Source organism: Pseudomonas sp. P179, assembly GCF_000478485.2.
Lineage (GTDB): Bacteria > Pseudomonadota > Gammaproteobacteria > Pseudomonadales > Pseudomonadaceae > Pseudomonas > Pseudomonas aeruginosa.
The window spans coordinates 1084218-1110101 of sequence record NZ_KI517354.1; the positions used below are offsets into that span (position 1 = coordinate 1084218).

Genomic DNA, 25884 nt, shown 5'->3' on the forward strand with positions numbered 1-25884 from the left:
CGACATTCCGATTCCGCAAGAGGGCCCGCATGCGCTTCCGTACCCTGTACCTCGTCCTGTGCGGCCTGCTCCTGGGCCACGCCGCGACGGCCGCCGAACCGCCGACCGCACCCACGCCGCCGACGCAGCCGGCCGAAGGGCCGGGCGGCGCGGACTATCGCCATGCCAGCGTGCATCAGTGGCACTTCGGCGAAGGCGCTCGCGAATACTGGGTGTTCACCCCCGAGCAACCGGTCCCCGGCAACGCTCCGCTGGTGATCTTCCTGCACGGCTGGAGCGTGATGCAGCCGGACCTCTACCGCGCCTGGATCGACCATATCGTCCGCCGCGGCATGGTGGTGGTCTACCCGCGCTACCAGCCGGACCTGAAGACGCCCAACGCAGACTTCCTCGACAATGCCGCCGGCGCCCTCGGCGACGCCCTCAGGCGCCTGCAGGCCGGCGAGCTGGGGGTGCGCCCGCGGCTGAACCAGGTCGCCTACCTCGGCCACTCCGCCGGCGGACTGCTCGCCGCCAACCTGGCGGCCGCCAGCGAACGCCTGAAGCTGCCGGCGGCGAAGGCGCTGATGGTGGTCGAGCCCGGCAAGAGCCAGGGCAAGCGCTGGGACGGCGTGGCCCAGGAACGCCTGTCGGGGCTGGCCAAGGGCACCCTGCTGCTGGCGGTCTGCGGCGACGAGGACAGCCACGTGGCCTGCACCGACGCCAAGCGCATCTACCGCCAGAGCCGGCACATTCCGCCCAGCGACAAGAACCTGCTGCTGCTGCGCAGCGATCGCCACGGCGCTCCGCCGCTGCTGGCCAACCACGCGGCACCCACCGCGCCGGTATTCGGCCCGCAGTATCCGAAGGAAGAAGACAGCGACTGGTTGCTCGACCGCGTCGAGAAGCGCCTCGAAGTCCAGCAGGCCGAAGGCCGCTATACCGGCCACGACCCGCTGGTGATCGACGCCCTCGACTGGTACGGCACCTGGAAGCTGTTCGATGGCCTCACCGACGCGGCGTTCTACAACCGCAACCGCCAGTACGCCCTGGGCGCTACGCCGGAGCAGACCGGCATGGGCCAATGGAGCGACGGCACCCCGGTGAAGCCAATCAAGGTGCTCAAGTAGGCGCGGGCAACGCCCGCGGCGAACCAGGCACAGCGTCCCATCCGTCATGCGAACAGATACCATGCATATCCACGTACTCGTCGTCGAAGACAACTTCGATCTCGCCGGCACCGTCATCGACTACCTCGAGGCCGCCGGGGTGGTCTGCGATCACGCCCGCGACGGCCAGGCCGGCCTCAACCTGGCGCGCGCCAACCGCTACGACGTGATCCTGCTGGACATCATGCTGCCGCGCATCAACGGCCGGCAGGTCTGTCGCCAACTGCGCGAAGCCGGCCTGCAGACCCCGGTACTCATGCTCACCGCCCTGGATACCCTGCAGGACAAGCTCGACGGCTTCGACGCCGGCGCCGACGACTACCTGCTCAAGCCCTTCGAACTGCCGGAGCTGCTGGTCCGCCTGCAAGCCCTCAGCCGGCGCCGCAGCGGCCAGGCCCAGCGCCTGCAGGTCGACGACCTGGTGATGGACCTCGACAGCCGCCAGGCCAGCCGCGGCGGCACGCCCCTGGCGCTGTCCCCCACCGCCTGGAAGATCCTTGAGTGCCTGATGCGCGCCAGCCCCGCGCTGGTCACCCGCGAGCAGCTGGGGCGCAGCGTCTGGGGCGACGAACCGCCGGAAAGCAACACCCTCAACGTGCACATGCACCACCTGCGCAGCACCGTCGACAAGGGGTTCGCCACCCCTCTGATCCATACCCTGCACAGCGTCGGCTTCCAGCTGGAGCGCAAATGAAACGCGGCCTGAGCCTGATCCCCATCGTCGGCGGCGGCGTCACCCTGATCCTCGCCGGGGTGTTGCTGGTCTACACGCGCATGCTCGGCGACTACGGCGAGACCGGCGCCCTCTACCTGCTCAGCATGATGATGGAAGAGGAAGGGCTGTACTTCGCCCAGCGCTACCAGGAAGACCCGGCTACGCCGGCGCCGGACAGCTACTACTTCAAGGGCAGCGTCGGCACCGCGGGGCTGCCGCCGAAACTCAGGGAGATGCTCGACACCCCGCCCTACAAGAGCATCGGCGCCATGCAACTGCTCGGCAACTGGGACGACGATGACGAAGAGGAGGATGACGACGCGCCCAGCGACGATGCCTACGTGGTGGTCCGCCAGCCACTGGCCGACGGCAAGACGCTCTACCTCTACGACAACGACGCCGCCGGCAGCATCGACACGCCGCTGTCCGACGCCATCATCGACGCCCGCGTCAGGCAGACCTGGATCGTCACCCTATCGGTCACCCTGCCTTCGCTGGCCGCCGTCGGCCTGCTGGTCTGGTTCATCGTCGCGCCGTTGCGCAAGCTGACGCGCTGGTCGATGACCCTCGACGACCTCGCCCCGGACAGCCAGCGGCCGCGCTTCAACTACCGCGAACTCAACGTGCTGGCGGATACCCTGTGGAACAGCGTGACCCGGATCAAGGACTTCAGCCAGCGCGAGGAACGCTTCCTGCGCTACGCCAGCCATGAGCTGCGCACCCCGCTGGCGGTGATCGGCATGAACCTGGAGCTGCTCGACCAACCCGGCCGCGCGCCCTCCCCGCATGCCTTGCAACGCATCCGCCGCTCGGCGCTGGGCATGCAGCAGATGACCGAGACCTTGCTCTGGCTCAGCCGCGAGAGCGGCGAACTGCGCGACGACGGACACATCGAGGTCGGCCGCCTGCTGGAGGAACTGCTCGAGGAACAGCAGGCGCTGAGCCAGCGCCGCGGCCTGACCTTCCACCTCGACGTGGAGCCACACAGCCTGCCGCAGACCCGCGCACGGATCATCATCGGCAACCTGCTGCGCAACGCCCTGCAGTACAGCGACGAGGGCGTGGTGGAAATCGTCGTGCGCGACCGCAGCCTGCTGATCAGCAACCCCATCGGCGCGGCCCAGGGCACGGAGGAGTCGATGGCGTTCGGTTATGGCCTGGGCCTCGACCTGGTCCAGCGCCTGTGCCAGAAGAGCGGCTGGCGCCTGCATTACAGCAGCGACGAGCAGCGCTTCCGCTGCGAGCTGCTGTTCCCCGCCACACCGGACTGAAGCGCGGCGGCCTTCCTCCGCGCGAAAAAACCGCGGCCGGGGCCGCGGTCTTGGCGAGGCTCGGTGCGACTCAGTGAGCGAACAGCGAGGCCTTCCTGGCCTGCAGCTTGGCCGGGTTGATCAGGAAACGCGCCAGGGCCGGCAGCAGCCAGAGGGCGCCGAACATGTTCCAGAGCAGCATGAAGGTCAGCATCAGGCCCATGTCGGCCTGGAACTTGATCGCCGAGAAGATCCAGGTGGCCACGCCGATCGCCAGGCACAGGCCGGTGAACAGCACCGCCTTGCCGGTGGAGCGGAGGGTCTCGTAGTAGGCCTCCTGCAACGGCAGGCCCATGCGCAGGAAAGACTCCAGGCGGGTGTAGATGTAGATCCCGTAGTCCACCCCGATGCCGACGCCGAGGGCGATCACCGGCAGGGTCGCGACCTTCACGCCGATGCCCAGCGCCGCCATCAGCGCGTTGCCCAGCACCGAGGTGAGGATCAGCGGCAGGACGATGCAGAGGGTCGCGGCGAAGGAACGGAAGGTGATCATGCACATGGCCGCCACGCAGATGTACACCAGAACCAGGATGATCAGTTCGGACTGCTTGATCACCTCGTTGGTGGCGGCCTCGATCCCGGCGTTGCCGGCGGCCAGCTGGAACTGCAGGTCGTCCTTGTCGTTCTCCGCGGCGAAGGCCTGCACCGCCGCCACCGCGCGGTCGAGGGTCTCGGCCTTGTGGTCGTTGAGGAAGACCAGCAGCGGCGCCAGCGAGCAGTCGGTGTTGTAGAGACCGTCGGCACGGGCGATGGAGTTGTTCAGCACGTCCTGGTTGCGCGACAGAGTCTCCCATTTCAGGTTGCCTTCGTTCATCCCCTTGATCACCTGCTTGGACACGGTGACCATCGAGATCGCCGACTGCACGCCCTCGGTGTTCTCCAGCTTCCAGGCCAGCTCGTCCATGGCCGCCAGGGCCTGGTGGGTGGAGCAGCCTTCCGGGGAGGTCTTGACCATCACCACCAGCACGTCCGAACTGGTCGAGTAGTTGCGGATGATGAAGTCGTTGTCGAGGTTGTAGCGCGAGTCGGGACGCAGTTCCGGCGCACCCTGGTCGAGGTCGCCGATCTTCAGGTGCTTGCCATACCAGAGGCCGCCGCCAAGCATCAGCAGGGCGATGGCGATGGACACCGGGGCCACCTTCGGGCTGGCGAAGTTCGACAGCAGGCGCCAGAACGGGTGCTCGCGCACCGCGTCATCCTTGCTGCGCTGCACCGCCTTCTTGCTGATGCCGATGTAGGAGATCGCCACGGGCAGCAGGATCAGGTTGGTGAAGACGATCACCGCCACGCCGATCGAGGCGCCGATGGCCAGCTCGCGGATCACCCCGATGTCGATCACCAGCAGGGTGATGAAGCCGACGGCGTCGGCGAGGATCGCGATCATCCCCGGCAGGAACAGTTGGCGGAAGGTCAGCCGCGCCGCCATCAGCGCATTGTCGGCGCCGCTGGACTGCAAGGCGATGCCATTGATCTTCTGCACGCCGTGGGAAATGCCGATGGCGAAGATCAGGAACGGCACCAGCATCGAATAGGGATCGAGGCCGAAACCGACCAGGTTGAGCAGGCCGAGCTGCCAGAGCACCGCGACCAGGGTGGTGATCAGCACGGCGATGGTGCTGCGGATGCACTTGGTGAACCAGTACAGCAGGACCAGGGTGATCAGCAGGCAGATACCGAAGAAGCCGACCACCATCACCAGCCCGTCGATCAGGTCGCCGACCTTCTTCGCAAAGCCGACGATGTGCACCTTCACGTTGGGATTCTGCAACTGGTACTTGTCGCGGATCTTCTCTTCCAGCTCATGGGAGAACTGGCGGTAGTCGAGCTTGATCAGTTCGCTCTGGTTCTTCGGATTCGGGTACATCTCCAGCAGCGGTACGTCGACGATGCTCGACTTGAAGTTGTTCGCCACCAGGCGGCCGATCTGCCCGGACTTGAGCACGTTGTTGCGCAGTTCCTCCAGCGCCCGCGGCGAACCGTCGTAGGTCTGCGGGATCACCTCGCCGCCGGCGAAGCCTTCCTCGGTCACTTCGGTCCAGCGCACGCTGGGGCTCCACAACGACTTCAGGCCGGAACGGTCGACGCCGGGGATGTAGAACACCTCGTCATGGATCTGCCGGAGCGTCTCCATGTACTCCTTGGTGAAGATGTCGCCGTTCACCGCCTCCACCGAGATGCGCACGGTGTTGCCGAGGTTGGCCAGGTCGTTGCGGTGCTCGAGCATTTTCTGGATGAACGGGTGCTCCAGCGGGATCATCTTCTCGAAGCTGGTGGACGGCCGCACCTGGGTGGCCTGGTAGAACAGGAAGACGCTGACCAGCAGGCAGAGGAAGATCACCACCGGCCGGTTGTTGAAGATCAGGCGTTCGAGCAGGCTCGCCTTGTTTTGCTGATGCTGGTTCATGGCACTCATGCGACCCCCGCCTTATTGTTGTTGTTCGAGCGCGGCACCGTTCGCCGCAGCGAGGTGCACGCCGCCCTGGCCGACCAGGATCAGGTGGCCGTCGCCGGTGGCGCTGACGCCGGCCAGGGACAGCCGGTCGGGACGGTTGAACACGCTGAAGCTGCGCCCGCCGTCGGTGCTTTCGAGGACACTGCCGCCGTGGCCGACCACGACGATACGCCCGTCCGCCAGCAGCGCGCCGTCGGAGAGACCGAATTCCAGGTCGCCGGACGCCGCCTTCAGCGGTATCTCTTCCCAGCTGTCGCCGAAATCGGCGGAGCGGAACAGGTGGCCGCGCAGGCCGTAGACCAGCACGCCGCCCGCATCGGCGGTACCGATGGCGCCGAACAGCGAGCCCTCGTAGGGGCCTTCGAGTTTTTCCCAGGTGGCGCCCCAGTCCTTCGAGCGGAACAGGCTGCCGGCTTCGCCGACCACCAGCAGGCCGTTGTCCTTGACCGCGGCGATGGCGTTGAGGTGGAACTGGTCCTCGTTGTCCAGGCGCTCGCTGACGTCTTCCCAGTGCTGGCCGCCGTCGCGGGTCTCCAGCAGCGCGCCATAGGCACCGACGGCCAGGCCGTGCTGTTCGTCGGCGAACCAGATGTCCAGCAACGGCGCTTCGCGGCCGAGGTCCTCGAACTGCCTGGTCCAGGTGCTGCCGGCGTCGTCGCTGACGAGGATCTGCGCATCGTGCCCGACCGCCCAGCCCTTGCGCTCGTTGACGAAGAACACCGAGGTGAGCAACTGGCGGGTCGGCACCTTGGCCTGGGTCCAGGTCTTGCCGTCGTCGTCGGAGAGCAGGATATGCCCACGGTCGCCGACCGCGACCAGCCGCTTGCCGGCATGGGCGACGCTGAGCAGCAGGCTGCTGGCGGCCTTCGGCGACTCCACGGCGAATTGCGGCGGCGCGGCGGTTGGCGTCGACTCGGCCAGGACCGGGGTGGCGGCGAAGGTCAGAAGAGAAAGCGCCCCGAGAAACGACAGGGCCCTGCTGGCCAGGGGCGATCTGGAAGGAATGGCCGGATGCCGCGAAGCGTCCGCGGATTGGCCGGGCGAAGTGCGCCACGTCATGGGCTCACGCATGGATACCGTCCCCGTTGTTGTTATTAGTGGTTCGTGGTGAGCGTTATATAGCCAGCGTTTGGCGACGGAGACAATTGAAGCCACGTTATCTTTTGTTAAGCGTGTAAGCCGTCTGTAACGGGGGATCGGCGCCGCCCTCCTCCCCGGAGGGAAGCGGTCGGCGCCGGCGAGCGGAGCGATCAGCGGGTGCCGCGGCGGCGCAGGGCCGAGGGCTTGAAGTAGGAGTCGTCCGGTATCGCCTGGGTGAAGTCGATGGTACCCGGCTCCTCGTTGTCCAGGTTCTGCACGTGGTAGCGACGCGCCTGCAGGTCGTGGAACACATCCAGCGCGCTCCAGGTGTACGGCAGGTCGTAGAAGTTCTTCAGGTAGGCCATCGACACCCGCCACAGTTCGCCGCGACCGTCGTACTGGTCGACCACCGCCGCGCTCCAGCTGTCCTCGTCGAGGTACAGGGTGCGCTTGGAGTAGATATGCCGCGCGCCCGGCTTCAGGGTACCTTCCACCACCCACACGCGGTGCAGCTCGTAGCGGGTGTATTGCGGATCGAGGTGGCCCGGCTTGAGCAGTTCCTCGTACTTCACCTCGGGGCTGCTGACCTTGTAGTTGTTGTAGGGAATGTAGATTTCCTTCTTGCCCAGCAGCTTCCAGTCATAGCGGTCCGGCGCGCCGTTGAACATGTCGGTGTCGTCGGCGGTGCGCAGGCCGTCGGCGGCGGCGATCGGCGTGTCGTAGGCAAGGTTCGGCGCACGCCGCACACGGCGCTGGCCGGCGTTGTAGCCCCAGGCCTGGCGCGGCTCCTTGACCTGGTCGAGGGTCTCGTGCACCAGCACCGCGCCGCCGGCCAGGCGCGCCGGGCTCTTGGTGAACGACAGGTAGTAGAACATCAGGTTGTTCAGGTCGGCGAAGCTGCCGCCCTTGAGGTAGTACTTGAACAGCGCTTCCTGCTGCGAGGTCACCAGCGAGTAGCTACCGTTGCGCTGTACCGCGACTTCCGAAGCGCGGCGCACGACATAGGTGCCGCGGTAGCGGGCGACGTGGTTCCACAGCGCCTCCACGCCGCTCTTCGGAATCGGGAACGGCACCCCGCCATAGGCGTCGGCGAACCCGTTGCCGCCGTCCAGCAGCCTGGCGCTGGTGGCATTGGCGAAGGTGTTGTCGTACAGCCACTGCGGCGCCGAACCGGAACGGCGACTGGGGTAGACCGGCATCCGGAAGCTGTCCGGGTAGGTCTTGAACAGCGCCAGCTGGCCCGGGGTCAGGTGTTCCCTGTACTGCTCCAGGTTGGCCTTGTCGATGGTGAACAGCGGCTTGTCCGCGGCGAACGGGTCCGGGTGGTGCTGGCCCGGCTTGTAGCCGGCCGGCGCCTGGGTGATGCCGCCGGTCCAGGCGGGAATGCTGCCGGCGGCGTTGCCGGCCTTCTCCGCGCCCAGCGGGGTGAGGCTCGACTTCAGTTGCGCCGCCTCGCCGGCGGAAACGCCGGCCAGCGCGCCGCCGCTGCCCAGTGCCAGCGCCAGGGAAGCGCCGATCAGCAGGTGCTTGTTCAACATGAGGGTTCTCCGTGTGAGGTGCCGGGCGCTCGCGGCGCCCGTGTCGTTATCGGTTCGGTCAGAAGGAGTACTTCACGGTCAGGCCGATGTTGTCGCGGTCGCGGATGTTGTTGTTCTGCCCGCCGCCGTAGAACTCGGTGTACTGCAGTTCGCCTTCCAGGCTGTTCAGGTAGGTGGCCTTGATCCCCAGGGTGTAGGCCTTGCGACCTTCGATGAAGTTGCCGGTCTGGTAGGAGTTGCCTTCGAAGTCGTCCTTGTAGACCACGTAGGGCGACACGTTGACCCCGGCGAACACGTCGTTCCAGGTGCCGCTGAGCAGCAGGGTGTAGCCGTAGGCGTTGCGGTTCACCTGGTCGCCACGGTCGCCGCCGGAAACGTACGAGCTGTTGCCGCGCCCGGCGTAGTAGCGGGTGCTGCCGTCGTAGGCGGTGTACTTCAGGCTGCTGCCACGCAGGTGTTCCGAGGCCAGCTCGGCGACGCCGGTCAACGAGTCGAAGCTCAGCGACGGGCCGAAGTTGTAGATGGTCCCGAGGGAGGTGTTGAACGCCTCGACCCGCTCGTAGTTGTGGATCTGCCCGCCGAGGCCGACCATCTGCCCGCCGACGTTGATCTGTCCGCCGTTGGCGGCTTCCGCCGCACCGTGGGCGAGGTCGCCGATCAGGTCGTTGGTGGCGGCGATGCCGATCGGCAGGTTCGGCCGATAGGCCAGCTCGCCGAACACCGAGGCGTCGCCCACCGTGGTGTTGAAGCTGAAGCCGTACATGCGGATGTCTTCGGCGAACTCGCGGCGGGCATTGATGTTGCCCATCACGTCGGCGGTCACCAGGCCGTTGGCCAGGGCTTCGGCGAGGTTGCCGGCGATCGGCCGCAGGGTGTTGGCCAGCGCCGCCAGGTCGGCCCCGGCATAGTCGCCGATGTCGGCGTACAGGGTCGGCTCCTTGGAGTGGTAGTTGACGAAGTAGAAGCCGAACTCGGTGCTGTTCAGTTCCTCGGCGATGTAGCGGAAGGCCACGCCGAACTGGCCGTCGTTGCGCGCGTTGATGTCCTTGCCGATGGACGACACCTTCATCACGTTGCCGTAGGCCGGGGTCACGCCGTTGGCATAGAGGCCGGTGTTCTTCAGCGCGCCGCTGAGCAGCGGATTGTTGCCCAGCGCCTGGTACAGGCCGATGACGTTGCCGAAGCCGGGCACCGGGGTGTCCAGCGCGGTACCGGTGAAGTCGCTGTAGCCGGTGTTGCCGCCGTCGGCGAACAGGTCGGTCTCGGAGAAGAAGGTACCGACCGGGTCGAGGCGGGTTTCCTTCCAGTTCCACTGGTAGAAGGTTTCCATCGACAGGTTGTCGGTCAGGCCGATGTTGAAGCTCAGCGCTTCCACCGGCATCAGCACTTCCTTGAGCTCGGAACCGGGCAGGCGGTACTTGGCGGCGTCCACCGGGTTGGTGGTGTTGACCCCGCCACGGTAGAAGATGCCCTCGCCCCAGTTGAACACCTGGCGGCCGAAGCGCGCGCTCAGCGGCATGTTGCCGATGTCCCAGCTGCCGTAGACGTAGGCGTCGAGGATTTCCGCCTTGTGCCCGGCGATGTCGCGGGCCTGGCTGGTGAAACGGTCGTCGTGGGGATAGCTCTGGCTCGGCTGCGATGGATCGTTGTGGCTGTAGTAGTCGTTGCGCTTGTCCATGATCTGGGTGTCATAGAACGCCGTGCCGCGGATGAACACGCCATAGTTGCGCCAGGTCGCCTCCAGGTCCGAGGTGATCTTGTAGACCTCGGAAACCAGGCCGGTATCGAAGTTGCGGTTGCCGTCGTTGGTGTTGATGTCGTTGTTGCTCTTGTCCTGCCCCTGCACCCGCCACAGGGTGCCGTAGGACAGGGTGGTGTCGAGCGAACCGGACACCTCGTTGTCGAGGAAGCTGAATTCGACGGCCTGGGCCTGGCCGCCCAGCAGCGGCAGCAGCCCGGCGAAGGCGAAGCCGGCCCGGGCCGGCGCGGAGCGCAGCCGGGGCTGGCGGTTGGGGATGTACATCGGGAACTCACTCCATGTGGTCATGCGTTGGGCGCCGCCACTGCGGGCGGTTCGCCGTTCGGCCGTTTCTCTGCGGCCTTGTTATGGGTGGTCGCGGCGTCACCGGCCTAGCATCGACGAAAGGGAACCGCGCGACGAGGCAGTGCAACCGGGATGCCAATTCAACGGAATCCTCCAGGCAATTCAATGGATTGCGAAAAAAACAGGACTTCCTGCGGGATGACTGTTCATTCACTGACCAGAAAACAGGAAGTGTCCGACAAAACGCGCCAGGCGAATTTCGCCGGTGGCGCGAAAAGTCCCTTCGCAGAGCCTGCGCAGGGAGGTTCGCGAAACACGATTAAGCGGACTCCATCAATGGAAAACAGTGAAGCGATTCCCAGAAGTAACAAAGGGCGTTACCAGCCAGTGGCCAGTAACACCCTCTTCCGGGTGAAGCTGGCGGATCAGGCCAGGCTCTTGCTCACCACTTCGTAGACGTCGCTGGACAATTCGCCGGAGGCCAGGATGCGTTCCAGCTCGCCGCGCATCAGCGCCTGCCGCGCCTCGTCGTACTTGCGCCAGCGGGTCAGCGGCACCAGCAGGCGCGAGGCGATCTGCGGGTTGAGTGCGTTGAGCACGATCACCTGGTCGGCGAGGAAGCGATAGCCGGCGCCGTCAGGACGATGGAAGTTGACCAGGTTCTGGTTGGCGAACGCGCCGATCAGCGCGCGCACCTTGTTCGGGTTCTTCAGGGTGAAGGCCGGGTGCTGCATCAGCGCCTGGACCCGCTCCAGCCCGCCCGGCAGCGGCGAGCCGGCCTGCACGCTGAACCACTGGTCCATCACCAGCGGGTCATCCTTGAAGTAATCGGCGAACATGGCCAGGGCCTTGCCCTTCTCCGCCTCGAAGCCGGAATTGACCAGCACCGCCAGGGCGGTCAGGCGCTCGGTCATGTTGTCGCAGCCTTCGTACTGCTCCAGGCAGGCGGCGAGGATTTCCTCCCGGCCCGACAGCGACAGGTAGGACAGCGCGATGTTCTGCAGGCTGCGCCGGGCTATGTGCGAAGCCTCGGCGAGGTAGGCGGTGTCGCGGGAAATCTTGCGGTTGGCCTGGTAACGCTGCCACAGCGGCTCGAACAGCGCTTCGCCGATACGCTGGCGGGCGAATTCGCGGGCGGCATGGATCGCGTCGACATCGGCGACTTCGCTGATCTCGGTGAGATAGGCCTCGCTGGGCAGCGAGAGCATCTCGGCGACCATCGCCTGGTCCAGCGCCTCGTCCGCCAGGAGGGTGCGGTAGGCCTCGATCAGGCGCGGGTCGAGTACCAGTTGCTCGCCGCGCTGGTGCTGGCCGATCAGCTCCTGCAGGACCTGCACCGAAAGCTGTTGGCCGGCCTCCCAGCGGTTGAAGCCGTCGCTGTCGTGCTGCATGAGGAACAGCAACTGGTCGCGGCTGTAGGGGAAGCTCAGTTTCACCGGCGCGGAGAAGCCGCGCAGCAGCGATGGCAGCGGCTGCTCCGGCACCTCGACGAAGACGAAGCGCTGCTCGGCCTCGGTCACCGCCAGCACGCGGTTGCCGCCCTGGGCCGCGGCCTCGCCTTCCAGGCGCAGCGGGAGTTCGTGGCCCTGGCCGTCGAGCAGGCCCAGCTCCAGCGGGATGACGAAGGGTTCCTTGCTCGGCTGGCCGGGAGTCGGCGGGCAGCTCTGGCGCACCGTCAGGGTGTAGCGGCGGGCGGCGGCGTCGTACTCGCCTTCCACCGCCAGGCGCGGAGTGCCGGACTGGCTGTACCAGCGCTTGAACTGGGTCAGGTCGACGCCATTGGCGTCTTCCATGGCCTTGACGAAATCGTCGCAGGTCACCGCCTGGCCGTCGTGGCGCTGGAAGTACAGGTCCGAGCCCTTGCGGAAGCCTTCGGCGCCGAGCAGGGTGTGGATCATCCGCACCACTTCCGAGCCCTTCTCGTAGACGGTCAGGGTGTAGAAGTTGGAAATCTCGATGAACGAGTCGGGGCGCACCGGATGCGCCATCGGCCCGGCGTCCTCGGCGAACTGGTTGGTGCGCAGGAAGGCGACGTCCTCGACGCGCTTGACCGTGCGCGAGTTCATGTCGGCGGAGAATTCCGAGTCGCGGAATACGGTGAAGCCTTCCTTGAGCGACAGCTGGAACCAGTCGCGGCAGGTCACCCGGTTGCCCGACCAGTTGTGGAAATACTCATGCGCCACCACGCCCTCGACCCGCTGGTGGGCGGCGTCGGTGGCGGTTTCGGCGCGGGCCAGGACGCAACTGGAGTTGAAGATGTTGAGGCCCTTGTTCTCCATCGCGCCCATGTTGAAGTCGTTGACCGCGACGATCATGAAGATGTCCAGGTCGTACTCGCGGCCGTAGACCTCCTCGTCCCAGCGCATCGACTTCTTCAGGCTGTCCATGGCGTGCTGGACCTTGTCGATGTTCTCCGGCTCGACGTAGATGCGCAGCGCCACGTCGCGCTGGCTCATGGTGCGGAAGCTGTCCTCGACGCACCAGAGGTCGCCGGCGACCAGGGCGAACAGGTAGGCCGGCTTCTTGAACGGGTCTTCCCAGGTCGCCCAGTGCCGGCCGTTGCCTTCGGAACCGCTGGCCACCGGGTTGCCGTTGGAGAGCAGCACCGGGTAGCGCTGCTGTTCGGCGCTGACGGTGGTGGTGAAGCGACTCATCACGTCGGGACGGTCGAGGTAATAGGTGATCTTGCGGAAACCCTCGGCCTCGCACTGGGTGCAGAACATCTTGCCGGACTTGTACAGGCCTTCCAGCGCGGTGTTGCTCTCCGGATGGATACGCACCGTGCTCCTGAGGACGAACTCGGCCTGCCGCGGTTGCACCCCGAGCTGCTCGTCGTCCAGTTGGTAGTCGTCCGCGCCGAGCGCCTGGCCGTCCAGTTCGAGCGCCAGCAGCTCCAGTTGCTGACCATGCAGCAACAGCGGCGGCAGGCCGGCGCCGCGCTCGGGGTTGCGCCGCAGCTTCAACTCGGCGTGCACCAGGCTGTGGTCTTCGAACAGTTCGAACTTCAGGTGGGTCTCGTCGATCAGGTAGTCCGGCGCCTGATAGTCCTTGAGGTGGATGACTTTCGGTTGCTCGGTGCGCATGGCTTGTGGCCCTTCTGCTCAGTGATGCACGGCGATCTGGTAGGCCGTGTATTTGCGAATGTTGATCACCCCGGTGTCGAGGATCAGGTACTGGCCCTTGATACCGCGAAGCGTGCCTTCGACGATAGGCGTTTTTTCCAGGTCGAGGCTGGCGACCTTGCTCGGGTAGGCCTCGACCGGGTAGGCGATCTCGAGCGGATCGAGGTCGATAACCGGTTGGATCGCCTGCAGGCCGAAACGTTGCTGCAATTCGCGCAGGCCGTCGGCGCACTGGTCGAACAACTGCTCGCGGACTGCCGCCAGATCGACCGGCTCGGCTTCGCCCTTGAGCATGGCCCGCCAATTGGTGCGGTCGGCGACCTGGCTGCGCAGCAGGTCTTCCACCAGGCCGGACTGCTGGCGGGTGGCCACGCGCAAGATCGGCAGCGCCTGGCGCGCGCCCTGGTCGATCCAGCGGGTGGGAATCTGGCTGGCGCGGGTGATGCCGACCTTCACCCCGGAGGAGTTGGCCAGGTACACCACGTGATCGGTCATGCAGAACCGCTCGCCCCACTCCGGTTCGCGGCAGGTGCCCTGCTCGTAGTGGCACTTCTCCGGGCTGACGATGCAACTGTCGCACTGCGCCAGCCGGGTGAAGCAGGGATAGCAATAGCCCTGGCTGAAACTCTTCTTCGTCTTGCGGCCGCAATGGGTGCAGAAGATGCTGCCGAGGTACTCCAGGCGCAGCGGCCGGCCGATCAGCGGGTTCACCGCGACTTCGCGGTCGTCGAGGCGGAAGGCGTATTGCACGGGAGCATTGCTTTCCAGGCGCGCCGTCATCTTGCTCAGCGCGCCGCGGGCGATTTCTTCCATCAGTGCACGGAGTCCGACTTGAACAGGATGTTCGGGATCGGCTCGTCGGAATGCGAGGAGCAGTGCTGCGGGCCCATGTAGCCGGTGCGCTCCTCCTCGGGGAGGTTCTGCAGCTCCCAGGCGATCACCGCCTGCAGGCAGAGTTCCTTCTGCTCCTGGGTCAGCTTGCGGCCGTCCGGCCACTTGCCGATCTCAATGGCCAGCTTGAGGTTCTGGTAGATCTCTGGAGTGATGTTCTCGATCGCTTGGTTGAAGGACGACATGGCCGGCTCCGGTGAAAAGGCGTACCGGCCATTCTACCGGGCCGGGGCCGGCGGCGCACATCGAAGCTGCCGCAGCCCCTCGCTCAACGGCGACGCCGCGCCAGCAGGCCGCCCAGCAAACCGCTGAGGCAACCGACCAGCAACCCGCCAACGTGCGCGCCGTTGGCGATGGAGCCGAAACCGAGCAGGTCGATCACCCCGGACAGGCACACCAGCAGCCAGATCAGCATCATCGCCACGACGCCCCTGGGCAGGCGATAGGCCTGGTTCGGCGCCAGGTACTGGAAGATCCAGCAGTGCCCGAGCAGGCCATAGAGCACCCCGGACAACCCGCCGAACAGGCTGGCGCCGCTCACCGCGTACTGCACCACGTTGGACACCAGGCCGAACAGCAGGGTCAGGCCGAGCAGCATCGGGCCGCCCTGGCGGAATTCGATGCGCCGGCCCAGCTCCCAGAACCACATGGCGTTCATCGCCAGGTGCAGCCAGCCGAAGTGGATCAGCATCGGCGTGAACAGCCGCCACCATTGACCCGCCGCCAGGCTCTCGGCCAACGGCGTGAACAGCGCGTACTGGCCCTGGATACGGAAGTCCTGGAAGGTCAGCCAGCGCATCGTCGCGAAGTTGTCGCCAAGGTAGGTGACAGCGGCGACGACGAAGGTCAGCAGCAACACCGCGGCGGTCATCGGGCTCATCCGCAGTTGCCGGACGAAACCCTGCCCCGCCGGTCGCGGCGCGGCTTCCAGGGTCGCCTGCGGATCGCCTTCGGGATAACGCCGGTACAACTCGCGGACCTGCTCGGCGAGCCGCTCGTCGGGCACCCAGAGGACCTGCTGGCCGGATTCCTCGCTGACCCGGTGCGGCACGTTCAGACGCCGCAGCAGGCCGACGAAGCCGGCCAGGTCGACCGACAGGGGAAACTTCAGGACCTGCACCGCGCTCACTCGTCAGCCTCCGGCCGCTTCACTTCGACCCAGACGAACTTGTGCCGGTCCAGGCGGGTTTCCTCATCCAGGCGGTAGGCCGCCAGCTTGCCGTACATCACCGCGCTGTAGTCCAGGCAGGCCAGGTTCGGCCGGATCGGCGCCGGCGTGCCGCGTCGCCAGTAGTGGCCGACGAACAACAGAGGTTCGTCGGCGCCGTAGGTCAGCAGGCTGGACTTCTGCTCCTCGCTGAGCGGCTCGCGGGCGATCGCTTCGGGCAACGCGTCGGGCTGGAAGACGATATCGCCGTAGGTGCGCGGCGCCTCGTCCTCGACCCAGAACTTGGTGCGGAAGAAGGCGCGCGTATAGCCATCGCTGCTGGTCAGGGTGGCGCCGTGCGGCAGGCGCATGTCGGTGCCGCGCAGCAGGCGGTTGCAGGCCAGGTCGGCGAAGCTGCCGGGCTCCGCCGACTCCTGCAGGAAGGCTTCGCTGATCCGCCCGTCGGGGAACTGCCGGCGCAGGGTCGCGATCAGCTCGCCGTCCCAGCAGGCATGGACCATGCGGAAGCGCCCGGCATCGAGGAACAGCGGCAGTTGCTGGAACCAGCCGAGGAAGTCGCGCCAGTCGGCATCGTGGCCCTCGAACTGCTCGAGGGTCTCCTTGATCAGCCGGGCATGCCGCGGCGTATGCTCGCGGACGTACTGGCGGCCGCTGCCGGGCGCCGCCGGGGTGCTCCAGCCGAGCGCGTTGAATTCGTGGTTGCCCATGATGCACAGCGCCTCGCCGGCGTCGACCATCGCGTGCACCCGGTGCAGGGCCTCGCGGATGCGCGGGCCGCGGTCGACGATGTCGCCGAGGAACAGCGCCTGGCGCCGCGGATGGCGCCAGACGCCGCCCTGCAGGCGGTAGCCGAGCAGGTCGAGGAGGCGGTCCAGGGTATGCGCGCAGCCGTGGACATCGCCGATCAGGTCGTAGCCACGTCCGGGGTCGAGTTGCATCAGTCGCCTCCGCCCAGGCGGCTGCCCCAGCCGAGCTTGGTCCGGCAGATCTCGTAGTAGTTGTGGTCGATGGGGTGGATCAGGCGCAGCTTCTGCGGCTTCTTGCTGATCGTCACGGTATCGCCGGGGGCGCAGGTGAAATGGTTCTGCCCGTCGCAGGAGACCTGCGGGTAGATCTGCATGTTCGGCGACACGACGATCTTCAGCTCGCTGTTGCCGTCCACCACGATCGGGCGGCTGGAAAGCATGTGCGGGTACATCGGCACGATGACGATGGCATCCAGCTTCGGATGCATGATCGGACCACCGGCGGACAGCGCGTAGGCGGTGGAACCGGTGGGCGTGGCGACGATCAGGCCGTCGGCCTTCTGGCTGCAGACGAACTGGCCGTCGATATACAGCTCGAACTCGATCATCCGGGTCGACTTGCCCGGGTGCAGGACCACGTCGTTGAGCGCATCGCCCTGCCCCATCGAGTCGATACCGCGACGCACCTGGGCATCGAGGAGGAAGCGGCTCTCGACGATGTACTGGCCGTCCAGCACCTCGCCGACCTTGACCTCCAGTTCGTCCGGACGGATGTCGGTGAGGAAGCCCAGGCTACCGCGGTTGATCCCCAGCACCGGCACCTTGTGCCGGGCCAGCGCGCGGGCCGCGCCGAGCATGCTGCCATCGCCGCCGACCACCACCACCAGGTCGCAGATCTCGCCCATGATCTTCCGCGAGCAGGTCTGCAGGCCGTGTCCGGGCAGGACTTCGGCGATGGTGTCCTCGAGGATCACATGCAGGTGGCGATCGATCAGGAATTTCTTCAGCCGGCGGATGGTGTCCAGCACCTGGGTGCTGCCGAGGCGGCCGATGATGCCGATATTGCGAAAGGGTTCCATGCGGTTCCTGCGAAAAGCTGGCGGGCGGGATAGAGCGGATTATGGGCGAAAGCCGCGGACAGCGGCAAACCCGCGCATGTACGGGAAATCGCCGCGAGTGGCGCAACCCGGCTAACCTCTGAGTATGACGCTGCTGACCGAATTGCTCGACGAATTGCGCCACCCGGCCGTCCGCGACCTGGCCTGGACCCTGCTCGCCCCGCCGTTGCTGCGCCGGACCCCGGAGCCGCAGCGCCATCCGCTCGCCGCCAGCCGCTGGCGCCAGGAACCGGAGCGCCTGGCCGCCTGGTTGCGCGAACAGGAGCGACAGCCGCAGCACCTCGCCGCCTGGCTCGCGCAATGGCCACGGCAGCGTCTCGGCCTGTACTACGAACATCTCTGGCAATTCGCCCTGGAACAGGCCCCGGACGTGCGCCTGATCGCCGCCAACCTGCCGGTGCGCGACGGCGGGCATACCCTTGGCGAACTCGACCTGCTGCTGCGGGACGACGACGGCATCCACCACCTGGAACTGGCGATCAAACTCTACCTGGGGCCCCAGTCCGGCCCCGGCGACTGGCTCGGGCCCGGCGGCCAGGACCGCCTGTCACGCAAGCTGGAACACCTCTGCCGACACCAGTTGCCGCTGGCGGCGACCCGCGAGGGTCGCCAGGTGCTGGCCGCCCATGGCGCCGAATCGGCCGTTTCCGCATTGTGGCTGAGCGGCTACCTGTTCCATCCCTGGCCCGGGCCGGGCAGCCTGCCCGCCGACATCGAGCCACGGCATCTGCGTGGCCGCTGGCTCCGCCAGCGCGACTGGCCGGCGTACCTGGCCAGCCTGGCCGGACCGCAGGCCGGGCAGCATTGGCTGCATCTGTCGCGCGAGCACTGGCTGGCGCCGGCCATGCGGCGGCAGGACCCGCTCGACCCACCGCGCGACGGCGCCTGCTGGAACATCGCCTTCGCCGGCGAGGCACGTCCGCAAATGCTGGTAAGGGTGGTGCCGCGCGACGGCTACTGGGTAGAGGCCGAGCGCCTGTTCCTGGCCAGCGACGACTGGCCGCCGGGGCTCAGCCTGTGGGGTAGCGCGCGCCAGGCCGCGGATGCCTGATCAGAGCAACGCCAGCAAACGCTCCTGCAATGCCCGGCGGCCCTGCAGGCCTCCGCTGTGCAGCGCCACCAGCCGGCTGCCGCGAGCCACCGCGCCGCTCTCCACAGCCTCGCGCAGGGCGAGCAGCAGCTTGCCGGTGTACAGCGGTTCGAGGGCGACGCCGCTGGCCGTCTCGAACTCGACGATGAACCGCGCCAATCGCCCATCGAGGCGGGCGAAACCGCCACGGCTGGCGTCCAGCAGGCGATAGCCGGCATCGGCCCAGCCCGCCTCGGCAAGGGTCGCCGCGACCTGGGCGGCGACGCCGTGGTCCTCCGGCACCGCCAGCGCGCCCACCACGGGATGCCGCCCGGCCTCGCCGAGCACCAGGCCGGCCAGTGTCGTACCGGTACCGGCGGCCACCCAGATCGCGTCGTAATCGTCCCAGCCGAGCGTCGGCAACTGGGTCGCTATGCGCTCCACCAGCCCGATGCAACCGCGCGCGCCCTGCAGCCCGCCACCGCCCTCGGCGACCGGCAGCAAGCCTGGGTAACGTTCCCGCCAGGGAAGCCAGAAGCCGGCGGCATGCCGCTGGCGATAGCCGCCGTAGCCGAGCCAGTGCAGTTCCATGCCGAGACTGCGCAGGTCGCGCACCGTCGGCGTATCGACTTCGTGTCCGCGCAACAGGCCGACGCAACGGAAACCGAAACGCGCGCCAGCGCCGGCCAGCGCGTGCAGGTGGTTGGAATGGGCGCCGCCGAGGCTGATCAGGCCGTCCAGCCCCTGCTCACGGGCCAGCGCCAGGTGTGGCGCGAGCTTGAACCCCTTGTTGCCGGAGATCAGCGGATCGGCCTGGTCCAGGCGCAGCAGCGCCAGTTCGACCCCGGCCCGTTGCAGCCAGTCGAGTTCGAGACGCTGCAAGGGTGTATGCGGTGACCAGTGGGGAAACGGCAAGGAGTCAGCTCACGGTGCGCAGACGCCCCGTGGTCTTGTGCCGGGCGCAGCAGTTGGTGTCGCCGGCGACGAAGCGCGCCGGGTTGTCGACCCGGTCGAGCGGCAGGTTGCAGCGTTCGCCGCCGGGCAGCAGCGCCTCGCAGCGCGGCTGCTGGAAGTGGTCCAGCCACTGGCGGTACTGGCTCTCGGAGACGAAGCACTTGGCCGCCGCGTAGGCCAGCGGATTGTCCTGGTAACGCGGGATGTCCTGCAAGGGGATGGTCAGGTGCCCGGCACCGGGATGGTAGGCGACGAATACCACGCCCTGGCCGGATAGACGCTCCAGCAGTTGCTCCGGTCCCTGGGCGGCCAGACGGTCGCGCTCGGCGCGCAGCTCGGCCAGTTCCTGCTCCAGTTGCTGGTCCAGCTCGTTGCGGTAGGCCAGTTCGACGTCGCGGATCGAGACCTGCTCCTTGTAGCCGGCCACCGCCGCCGCCACCCGAGCCTCCAGTTCGTCGGCGAACTCCGAGCGCAGCAGGTCGGTCTCGTTGCGCCCCTGGTTCTCGATGAAACGCAGTTGCCGGGTCAGTTCCTCGCGGTTGCGCTGGAACTGCTCGCCCTGCTCCAGCAGACGCTGCTGCAATTCGGCGTTCTCCCGCGCCTGCCGTTCCAGGGCCTGTTGCAGGCTGAGCACTTCGCTGCGCAGGATGTCCAGTTGCCCGCGGGCGTCCTGTTCGCGCCTGGCCAGTTCCTCTTCGTGCTGCCGGGCGAGCCCGGCCAGGCGCTGCTCCTGCTGCCGGGCCAGGGCGGCGAGCTGTTGTCGCTGCTGCTTGACCAGTTGCGCCAGGCGCGCCGTCTGCTCGTCCTCCTGCTTGCGCGGAGGCTCCGCGGGCGATGCCTTCGGGGCGGCGGGACCGGCGGCGTACCATTGCTCTTCGGCGGCCATCTGCAGCCGCTGCGGCTCCACCGCGGCAGGCTCTTCGTCCACCAGCAGGCCCAGCTGGTTGCGCCTGAGCGCGTCGCGGATGAGCACGAAATGGTTGCGTCCGGCGCTGCTCTCCGGGTCCCAGAGGTGCATCTGGTGCCAGGACACCGGGCACTGGCTGCGACAGGCCAGGCGGATCGGCCCGCCGCCCATGTCGGGGCCGCGTCCGGCGCGTTCGGCGAGGTTGCGCAGAGGCAGGTTCCAGCCGGTGTCGGCGCCGCCCTGCTCGTCGAAATCGAGATAGAAGAACACCGCCGCCCGCGCCTGCAGGCGCGGATTGATCAACACATAGGCCAGGTGCATCTGCCGGTCGGCGTATTCCGGCATGCGCACCAGGCCATCGAGCAGCGCCTCGAATTCGGGATACAGCATTTCCTTGCAGACGCCGCTGTCGTTGAAGAACAGCACGGCCTCCGCCATCTGTGGCTTTTTCTGCATGCTCATCGCTAACCCTCGAACGCCTGGCGAGGCGGCCCGCATCCGGCAGTACCCATCTGGCATGTCACCTGAAAAACAGGCGCTATCTCGTTGTTCGGGCAAGTCTAGGGGAAAAAATGTCGCGGGCAATGTGACTGGGTTGGCAGACACCCGGGCGATGCCGGACGGCCCGCCGAGCGGTAGGGGAAATTGTGAAGCGGTCGGGTTTTGAGCGGACGGAGATCACCGTGGCAGAGCGCCACCGTTCACCGAACCGGTGCGCAGCGCCCCGCCGCGCCGACGAGGGCGGACAGGGGCGATACGCAGAACCTGTGCGAGCTGGAGAAAAGCCGTTTTCAACGCAGTTTCTCCGCTACGCAACAGATCGCGGAAAGGCTCTCAGAGTTCGGCGGCCAGGCGCGAACCCTGGTTGATGGCGCGCTTGGCATCCAGCTCGGCGGCGACGTCGGCGCCACCGATCAGGTGCACGCTCTGGCCGGCCGCCAGCAGGCCGTCCTGCAACTCGCGCAGCGGGTCCTGGCCGGCGCAGACGATCACGGTATCCACCGGCAGCACCTGCGGCTCGCCCTCGGCAACGCGGATATGCAGGCCGGCGTCGTCGATCCCGAGATACTCCACGGCATTCACCATCTGCACCTGCTTGTTCTTCAGGCCGGCGCGATGGATCCAGCCGGTGGTCTTGCCGAGGCCGTCGCCGACCTTGCTCTTCTTGCGTTGCAGGAGGAACACCTGGCGCGCCGCCGGATGCACCTCGGCCTTGATCCCGGCGATGCCGCCGCGGGCTTCCAGGCGAGTATCGATCCCCCACTGCTTCCAGAACGCCTCGCGCTCCAGGCTGGTGGACGGACCGGCATGGGTGATGAATTCGGAGACGTCGAAGCCGATGCCGCCGGCGCCGATCACCGCCACCTTGCCACCCACCGGCTTGCGCTCGAGGATCGCATCCAGGTAGCTGATCACCTTCGGATGCTCGATGCCGGGGATCGCCGGTGTGCGCGGAACGATGCCGGTGGCGAGGACGATCTCGTCGTAGCCGCCCGCGACCAGGTCGTCCACGCCGACCCGGCGGTTCAGGTGCAGTTCGACACCGGTGCTCTCCAGCTTGTTGCGGAAGTAGCGCAGGGTCTCGTGGAACTCTTCCTTGCCGGGAACCCGCTTGGCCACGTTGAACTGCCCGCCGATCTCGCCGGCGGCGTCGAACAGGCTGACCCGGTGCCCACGCTCGGCGGCCACGGTGGCGGCGGCCAGGCCGGCCGGGCCGGCGCCGACCACGGCGATCTTCTTCGGCCTGGTGGTGGGGATGTAGTTCAGCTCGGTTTCGTGGCAGGCGCGCGGGTTGACCAGGCAACTGGTCAGCTTGCCGCCGAAGGTGTGGTCGAGGCAGGCCTGGTTGCAGCCGATACAGGTGTTGATCCGTTCGGCGTGGCCGGCGGCGGCCTTGTTGACGAAATCCGGGTCGGCGAGGAACGGCCGGGCCATGGAGACCATGTCGGCATCGCCCTCGGCCAGGACCTTCTCCGCCACCTCGGGAGTGTTGATGCGGTTGGTGGTGATCAGCGGGATGCCGACCTCGCCGCGCAGCTTGGCGGTGACCTTGGTGAAGGCCGCGCGCGGCACCTTGGTGGCGATGGTCGGGATGCGCGCCTCGTGCCAGCCGATGCCGGTATTGATCAGGGTCGCGCCGGCCTTCTCGACGGCCTTCGCCAGCAGCACGATCTCGTCCCAGCTGCTGCCGCCCTCGACCAGGTCGAGCATCGACAGGCGATAGATGATGATGAAGTTCGGCCCCACCGCCTCGCGCACCCGGCGGACGATCTCCACCGGCAGGCGCATGCGGTTCTCGTAGCTGCCGCCCCAGCGGTCGGTGCGCTGGTTGGTGTGCTGCACGAGGAACTGGTTGATGAAGTAGCCTTCCGATCCCATGATCTCGACGCCGTCGTAGCCGGCGACCTGGGCCAGGCTGGCGCAGTTGACGAAGTCGGCGATCTGCTTCTCGATGCCTTCCTCGTCGAGTTCCTTGGGCTTGAACGGATTGATCGGCGCCTGGATCGCGCTCGGCGCCACCTGCTTCGGGCTGTAGGCGTAGCGGCCGGCATGCAGGATCTGCATGCAGATCTTGCCGCCCGCCTCGTGCACCGCCTGGGTCACGATCCTGTGCTTCTCCGCCTCTTCCGGCGTGCTCAGCTTGGCCGCGCCGGAATACACGCCGCCCTCTTCGTTCGGGCCGATGCCGCCGGTGACCATCAGGCCGACGCCGCCACGGGCGCGTTCGGCGAAATACGCCGCCATGCGCTCGAAGCCCTGCGGCTTCTCTTCCAGACCGGTGTGCATGGACCCCATCAGGGTGCGGTTGCGCAGGGTGGTGAAGCCGAGGTCCAGCGGGGCGAGCAGGTGCGGATAGGGAACGGCGGCGGTCATCGGGGGTCTCCACATCGGGCGAAACGCGTTCACGGATATGCCGCGGCCTCGGGCGCAATGCGCGGGACGGGCAGCGGTCGGTATGGCGACGACTCTAAGGAGCGCCACCGGAGCGCTCAATGATCCTAAATGACAAGTTACTGATCGGAATGCACAGGGATGCTTGGCAAGCCGACGCCACTCCCCTACCCTGTGGGCTGCCTTGGAGACCCGCATGCGCAAGCTGATCTTCCTGATCCTCATCACCCTCTTCGCCGCCTACGCCGGCTGGGCCGAACGCCGCCCGGTAGGCCACTACCTGTCCGACCTGCGCAGCCAGGTCAGCGTGGTCCAGGGCCAGCCCGGCGAGCGCGGCAATCTGCTGGCGGTCCAGCCGGAACTGTTCACGCCGGACTACCAGAGCGCCGAACGGTTGCAACTGAAATTCCACGCCTACCTGGAAAATGCCCGCCGCCAGGGCCTGCTCAACGAGCGCACGGTGGTGGTGTTCCCCGAGCATGTCGGCACTTGGCTGGTGGCCAGCGGCGAGAAGCCCGAGGTCTACGCCGCTGCCGACTGGCCCACGGCGATGGACTGGATGGCCGCGAGCAACCCACTGAAGGTGGCGCGCGGCTGGATCACCGCGCGCGGCGATCAGCGTCTCACCGACACCCTGTTCCGGATGAAGGCGGTGGACATGGCCCACGACTACCAGACCCTGTTCGGCGGGCTCGCCCATGATTTCAAGGTGACGGTGGTCGCCGGCTCCATCGTCCTGCCCGACCCCGAGGTCGAGGACGGCGAGCTGCGTCCCGGCACCGGCCAGCTGTACAACGTCAGCCTGACCTTCGGTCCCGACGGCCGGCCGCTCGGCCAGCCGCAACGCAAGGTGTTCCCGACCCGCCACGAACTGAGCTACCTCAACAACGGTCGCGGCGAGCGCCTGCAGGTGCTGGATACGCCGGCAGGACGCCTGGGCGTGCTGATCGGCACCGACAGCTGGTACCCGGACACCTACGCCACCCTGGTCGAACAGCGCGTCGAACTGCTGGCGATCCCCGCCGCCCTGAACCAGAGCGGTCGCTGGCAGCAGCCCTGGCCCGGCTTCGATGCGGAGCTGGTTCCCGGCGACGTACGCCTGGCGCCGAACAGCCTGAGCAACGCCGAGGCCTGGCAGCGCCTGGCGGTCGGCGAGCGCCTGCTGGCCAGCGGTGCGCGCGGCGCCGCCGTGGCCTTCGCCCATAGCCGCCTGTGGAACGTCACCGAAGACGGCCAAAGCCTGCTCGGTTCGTCGCAGGGCATGCGCCAGGCCAATCCCGGCGGCGGTGCGCAACTGGTCAATCTCTGGCTATGAGCGCGCCCCGGGTTCGCCTCGGCGACCTCTCGGTCGGCTTCGTCCAGGCGCTGGCCGACGCCCTGCTCGCCGCCGGCGTCGAGCCCGCACCACTGCTCGAGCAGTACGGCCTCGACCAGCGGCGCCTGGCCGAACCCGGGGCGCGCCTGTCGATCCCTCGCTACATGCGCCTCGGCCATGCCGCCATACAGCTCAGCGGCGACCCCGCCCTTGGCCTGCAGATGGGCCGCCTGAGCCGTCTCGGACAGATGGGCCTGGCCGGCGTCAGCGTCGCCCAGGCGCCCAACCTGCGCGCCGCCGCGCGGGCAATGATCCACCTGGAACCGCTTTACGCGCAGAACTACCGGGGCCAGTCGAGCCTGGTGGAAGACGCCGGCGGCGCCTGGCTGCGCTTCTATTCGATCAGCCCCTACAACGCCTACAACCGCTTCGTCGTCGATTCGGTGCTGGCGGGCTGGATCAGCCATCTCGGCGCCCTGGCAAGGCAGCCGTTGAAAGCGGAGCGGGTGGATATCGAATATCCAGCACCGCCTTGGGCCGAGCGCTACGAGGCATTCTTCGGCTGCCCGGTGGAATTCGGCGCGCCGACCAACCAGTTGCGCCTGAGCCAGGCCAGCCTGGCCCTGGCGAATGCCGAGCACTGTCCGAGCACCTGGAACCAGATGCTGGAACTCTGCAACCGCGAACTGGAGCAGTTGACCCGCACCCGCAGTTGGCGCGAGCGCGTCAGCCGCCTGCTGGGGCCGATGCTCAATGGCCGCGAGCCAGACCTCGAGGAAGTCGCCGCGCGCCTCAAGTTGCCGACCTGGACCCTGCGGCGCAAGCTGGCCGAGGAAGGCACGCAGTTCCGCAGCATCCTCAACGACACCCGCCGCGACCTGGCGATGGTCTACATCCGCGAGACCGACCTGGCTTTCGGCGAAATCGCCTACCTGCTCGGCTTCGCCTCGGCGGAAGCCTTCCAGCGCGCCTTCAAGCGCTGGAGCGGGCAGACGCCCGGCGAATTCCGCCGCGCCCAGCGACAGAGCGCCTGATCACATCTCGGTGGCGTCGTCCGCCGGCTCCGGCAGGTCGCATTCGGCGGCATGCTGCTCCAGCAGTTCTTCCTGGTAGTCGTCCATCGCGGATCACCTTTCGTTCGTCTGTGTCTTTCAGCTGTAGACGAGGAAGATGACAGCGGGATTACCGCGCGCGGACCGACGGAGCAGGAAATCCGGCAAACAAGGAGAAAACGGAAGACGCAGGGGACGACGGAAACGAAAAAAGCGGCCATTGGCCGCTTTCTTCGTGGCTCACCCCGCCTCGGCGTGGTGAAGATGTATGGCGCAGCGGACGGGACTCGAACCCGCGACCCCCGGCGTGACAGGCCGGTATTCTAACCGACTGAACTACCGCTGCGCGTCGGCTGGGCAAGA

Annotated in this window: 19 protein-coding genes and 1 tRNA gene; 6 read left to right on the top strand and 14 right to left on the bottom strand. The window is 67.1% G+C overall.

Annotated features, from left to right (window positions below):
• Positions 1–29: 29 nt before the first annotated feature.
• From HMPREF1224_RS17680 to cprS, 3 genes are all read left to right on the top strand, one after another.
• Positions 30–1109 carry an alpha/beta hydrolase fold domain-containing protein gene (locus HMPREF1224_RS17680; RefSeq protein WP_003105002.1) on the top strand — a complete coding sequence of 360 codons (1080 nt, stop codon included), beginning with the start codon at positions 30–32 and terminating at the stop codon, positions 1107–1109.
• Between the two features lie 61 nt (positions 1110–1170).
• Positions 1171–1842 (top strand): cationic peptide response regulator transcription factor CprR, encoded by a 672-nt coding sequence (gene cprR, locus HMPREF1224_RS17685; protein WP_003091311.1) that lies wholly within the window; start codon positions 1171–1173, stop codon positions 1840–1842.
• Positions 1839–3134 (top strand): cationic peptide sensor histidine kinase CprS, encoded by a 1296-nt coding sequence (gene cprS, locus HMPREF1224_RS17690; protein WP_003105000.1) that lies wholly within the window; start codon positions 1839–1841, stop codon positions 3132–3134. The genes cprR and cprS overlap by 4 nt, the downstream gene beginning before the upstream one ends.
• A 70-nt stretch (positions 3135–3204) precedes the next feature.
• Here the strand turns inward: cprS and HMPREF1224_RS17695 are convergent, their stop codons facing one another.
• From HMPREF1224_RS17695 to HMPREF1224_RS17740, 10 genes are all read right to left on the bottom strand, one after another.
• Positions 3205–5586, bottom strand: coding sequence for an efflux RND transporter permease subunit (locus tag HMPREF1224_RS17695; protein WP_003110076.1), 2382 nt, complete (start codon positions 5584–5586; stop codon positions 3205–3207).
• 12 nt (positions 5587–5598) lie between these two features.
• Complete coding sequence (locus tag HMPREF1224_RS17700; RefSeq protein WP_010793217.1) at positions 5599–6696, bottom strand: WD40/YVTN/BNR-like repeat-containing protein; 1098 nt, start codon at positions 6694–6696, stop codon at positions 5599–5601.
• 179 nt (positions 6697–6875) lie between these two features.
• On the bottom strand, positions 6876–8243 hold the full coding sequence (locus tag HMPREF1224_RS17705; RefSeq protein WP_003091320.1) for a DUF1329 domain-containing protein: 1368 nt from the start codon (positions 8241–8243) through the stop codon (positions 6876–6878).
• 58 nt (positions 8244–8301) lie between these two features.
• Entirely contained in the window at positions 8302–10266 is a 1965-nt protein-coding gene (locus tag HMPREF1224_RS17710; protein ID WP_004344806.1) for a DUF1302 domain-containing protein, read from the bottom strand.
• 446 nt (positions 10267–10712) lie between these two features.
• A complete protein-coding gene (pepN, locus tag HMPREF1224_RS17715; RefSeq protein WP_010793218.1) occupies positions 10713–13370 on the bottom strand; it encodes an aminopeptidase N in 2658 nt (885 codons plus the stop codon).
• An 18-nt stretch (positions 13371–13388) separates the two neighbouring features.
• Complete coding sequence (locus tag HMPREF1224_RS17720) at positions 13389–14222, bottom strand: DUF2797 domain-containing protein (RefSeq protein WP_003091329.1); 834 nt, start codon at positions 14220–14222, stop codon at positions 13389–13391.
• Positions 14222–14485, bottom strand: coding sequence for a YeaC family protein (locus HMPREF1224_RS17725; protein WP_003104989.1), 264 nt, complete (start codon positions 14483–14485; stop codon positions 14222–14224). Before HMPREF1224_RS17725 ends, HMPREF1224_RS17720 begins: the two co-directional genes overlap by 1 nt.
• Positions 14486–14568: 83 nt before the next feature.
• Positions 14569–15429: a rhomboid family intramembrane serine protease gene (locus tag HMPREF1224_RS17730; RefSeq protein WP_003091333.1), complete on the bottom strand. Its 861-nt coding sequence runs from the start codon at positions 15427–15429 to the stop codon at positions 14569–14571.
• Positions 15426–16406, bottom strand: a complete 981-nt coding sequence (locus HMPREF1224_RS17735; RefSeq protein ID WP_003091336.1) for a metallophosphoesterase — start codon at positions 16404–16406, stop codon at positions 15426–15428. The genes HMPREF1224_RS17730 and HMPREF1224_RS17735 overlap by 4 nt, the downstream gene beginning before the upstream one ends.
• A complete protein-coding gene (locus HMPREF1224_RS17740; RefSeq protein WP_003104985.1) occupies positions 16406–17293 on the bottom strand; it encodes an NAD(+) kinase in 888 nt (295 codons plus the stop codon). The genes HMPREF1224_RS17735 and HMPREF1224_RS17740 overlap by 1 nt, the downstream gene beginning before the upstream one ends.
• Positions 17294–17417: 124 nt before the next feature.
• Between HMPREF1224_RS17740 and HMPREF1224_RS17745 the strand changes: the two genes are divergently transcribed.
• Positions 17418–18383 (top strand): DUF1853 family protein, encoded by a 966-nt coding sequence (locus HMPREF1224_RS17745; RefSeq protein WP_010793219.1) that lies wholly within the window; start codon positions 17418–17420, stop codon positions 18381–18383.
• On the opposite strand, the gene HMPREF1224_RS17750 is transcribed toward HMPREF1224_RS17745, so the two are convergent.
• The 3 genes from HMPREF1224_RS17750 to HMPREF1224_RS17760 all read right to left on the bottom strand — a co-directional run bounded on the left by HMPREF1224_RS17750 (position 18384) and on the right by HMPREF1224_RS17760 (position 23136).
• Positions 18384–19283 (bottom strand): 1-aminocyclopropane-1-carboxylate deaminase/D-cysteine desulfhydrase, encoded by a 900-nt coding sequence (locus HMPREF1224_RS17750; RefSeq protein WP_042158478.1) that lies wholly within the window; start codon positions 19281–19283, stop codon positions 18384–18386.
• Positions 19284–19320: 37 nt separating this feature from the next.
• Positions 19321–20760, bottom strand: a complete 1440-nt coding sequence (locus HMPREF1224_RS17755) for a chromosome partitioning protein ParA (protein ID WP_074198629.1) — start codon at positions 20758–20760, stop codon at positions 19321–19323.
• Between the two features lie 336 nt (positions 20761–21096).
• Positions 21097–23136 carry an oxidoreductase gene (locus HMPREF1224_RS17760; protein ID WP_010793222.1) on the bottom strand — a complete coding sequence of 680 codons (2040 nt, stop codon included), beginning with the start codon at positions 23134–23136 and terminating at the stop codon, positions 21097–21099.
• Between the two features lie 214 nt (positions 23137–23350).
• Here HMPREF1224_RS17760 and HMPREF1224_RS17765 point away from each other — a divergent pair, with 214 nt between their 5' ends.
• Complete coding sequence (locus HMPREF1224_RS17765) at positions 23351–24469, top strand: carbon-nitrogen hydrolase family protein (RefSeq protein WP_003103515.1); 1119 nt, start codon at positions 23351–23353, stop codon at positions 24467–24469.
• Positions 24466–25503 carry an AraC family transcriptional regulator gene (locus HMPREF1224_RS17770; protein ID WP_010793223.1) on the top strand — a complete coding sequence of 346 codons (1038 nt, stop codon included), beginning with the start codon at positions 24466–24468 and terminating at the stop codon, positions 25501–25503. The genes HMPREF1224_RS17765 and HMPREF1224_RS17770 overlap by 4 nt, the downstream gene beginning before the upstream one ends.
• Before the next feature lie 287 nt (positions 25504–25790).
• Here HMPREF1224_RS17770 and HMPREF1224_RS17775 read toward each other — a convergent pair.
• A tRNA-Asp gene (locus HMPREF1224_RS17775) sits at positions 25791–25867 on the bottom strand.
• Positions 25868–25884 lie beyond the last annotated feature (17 nt).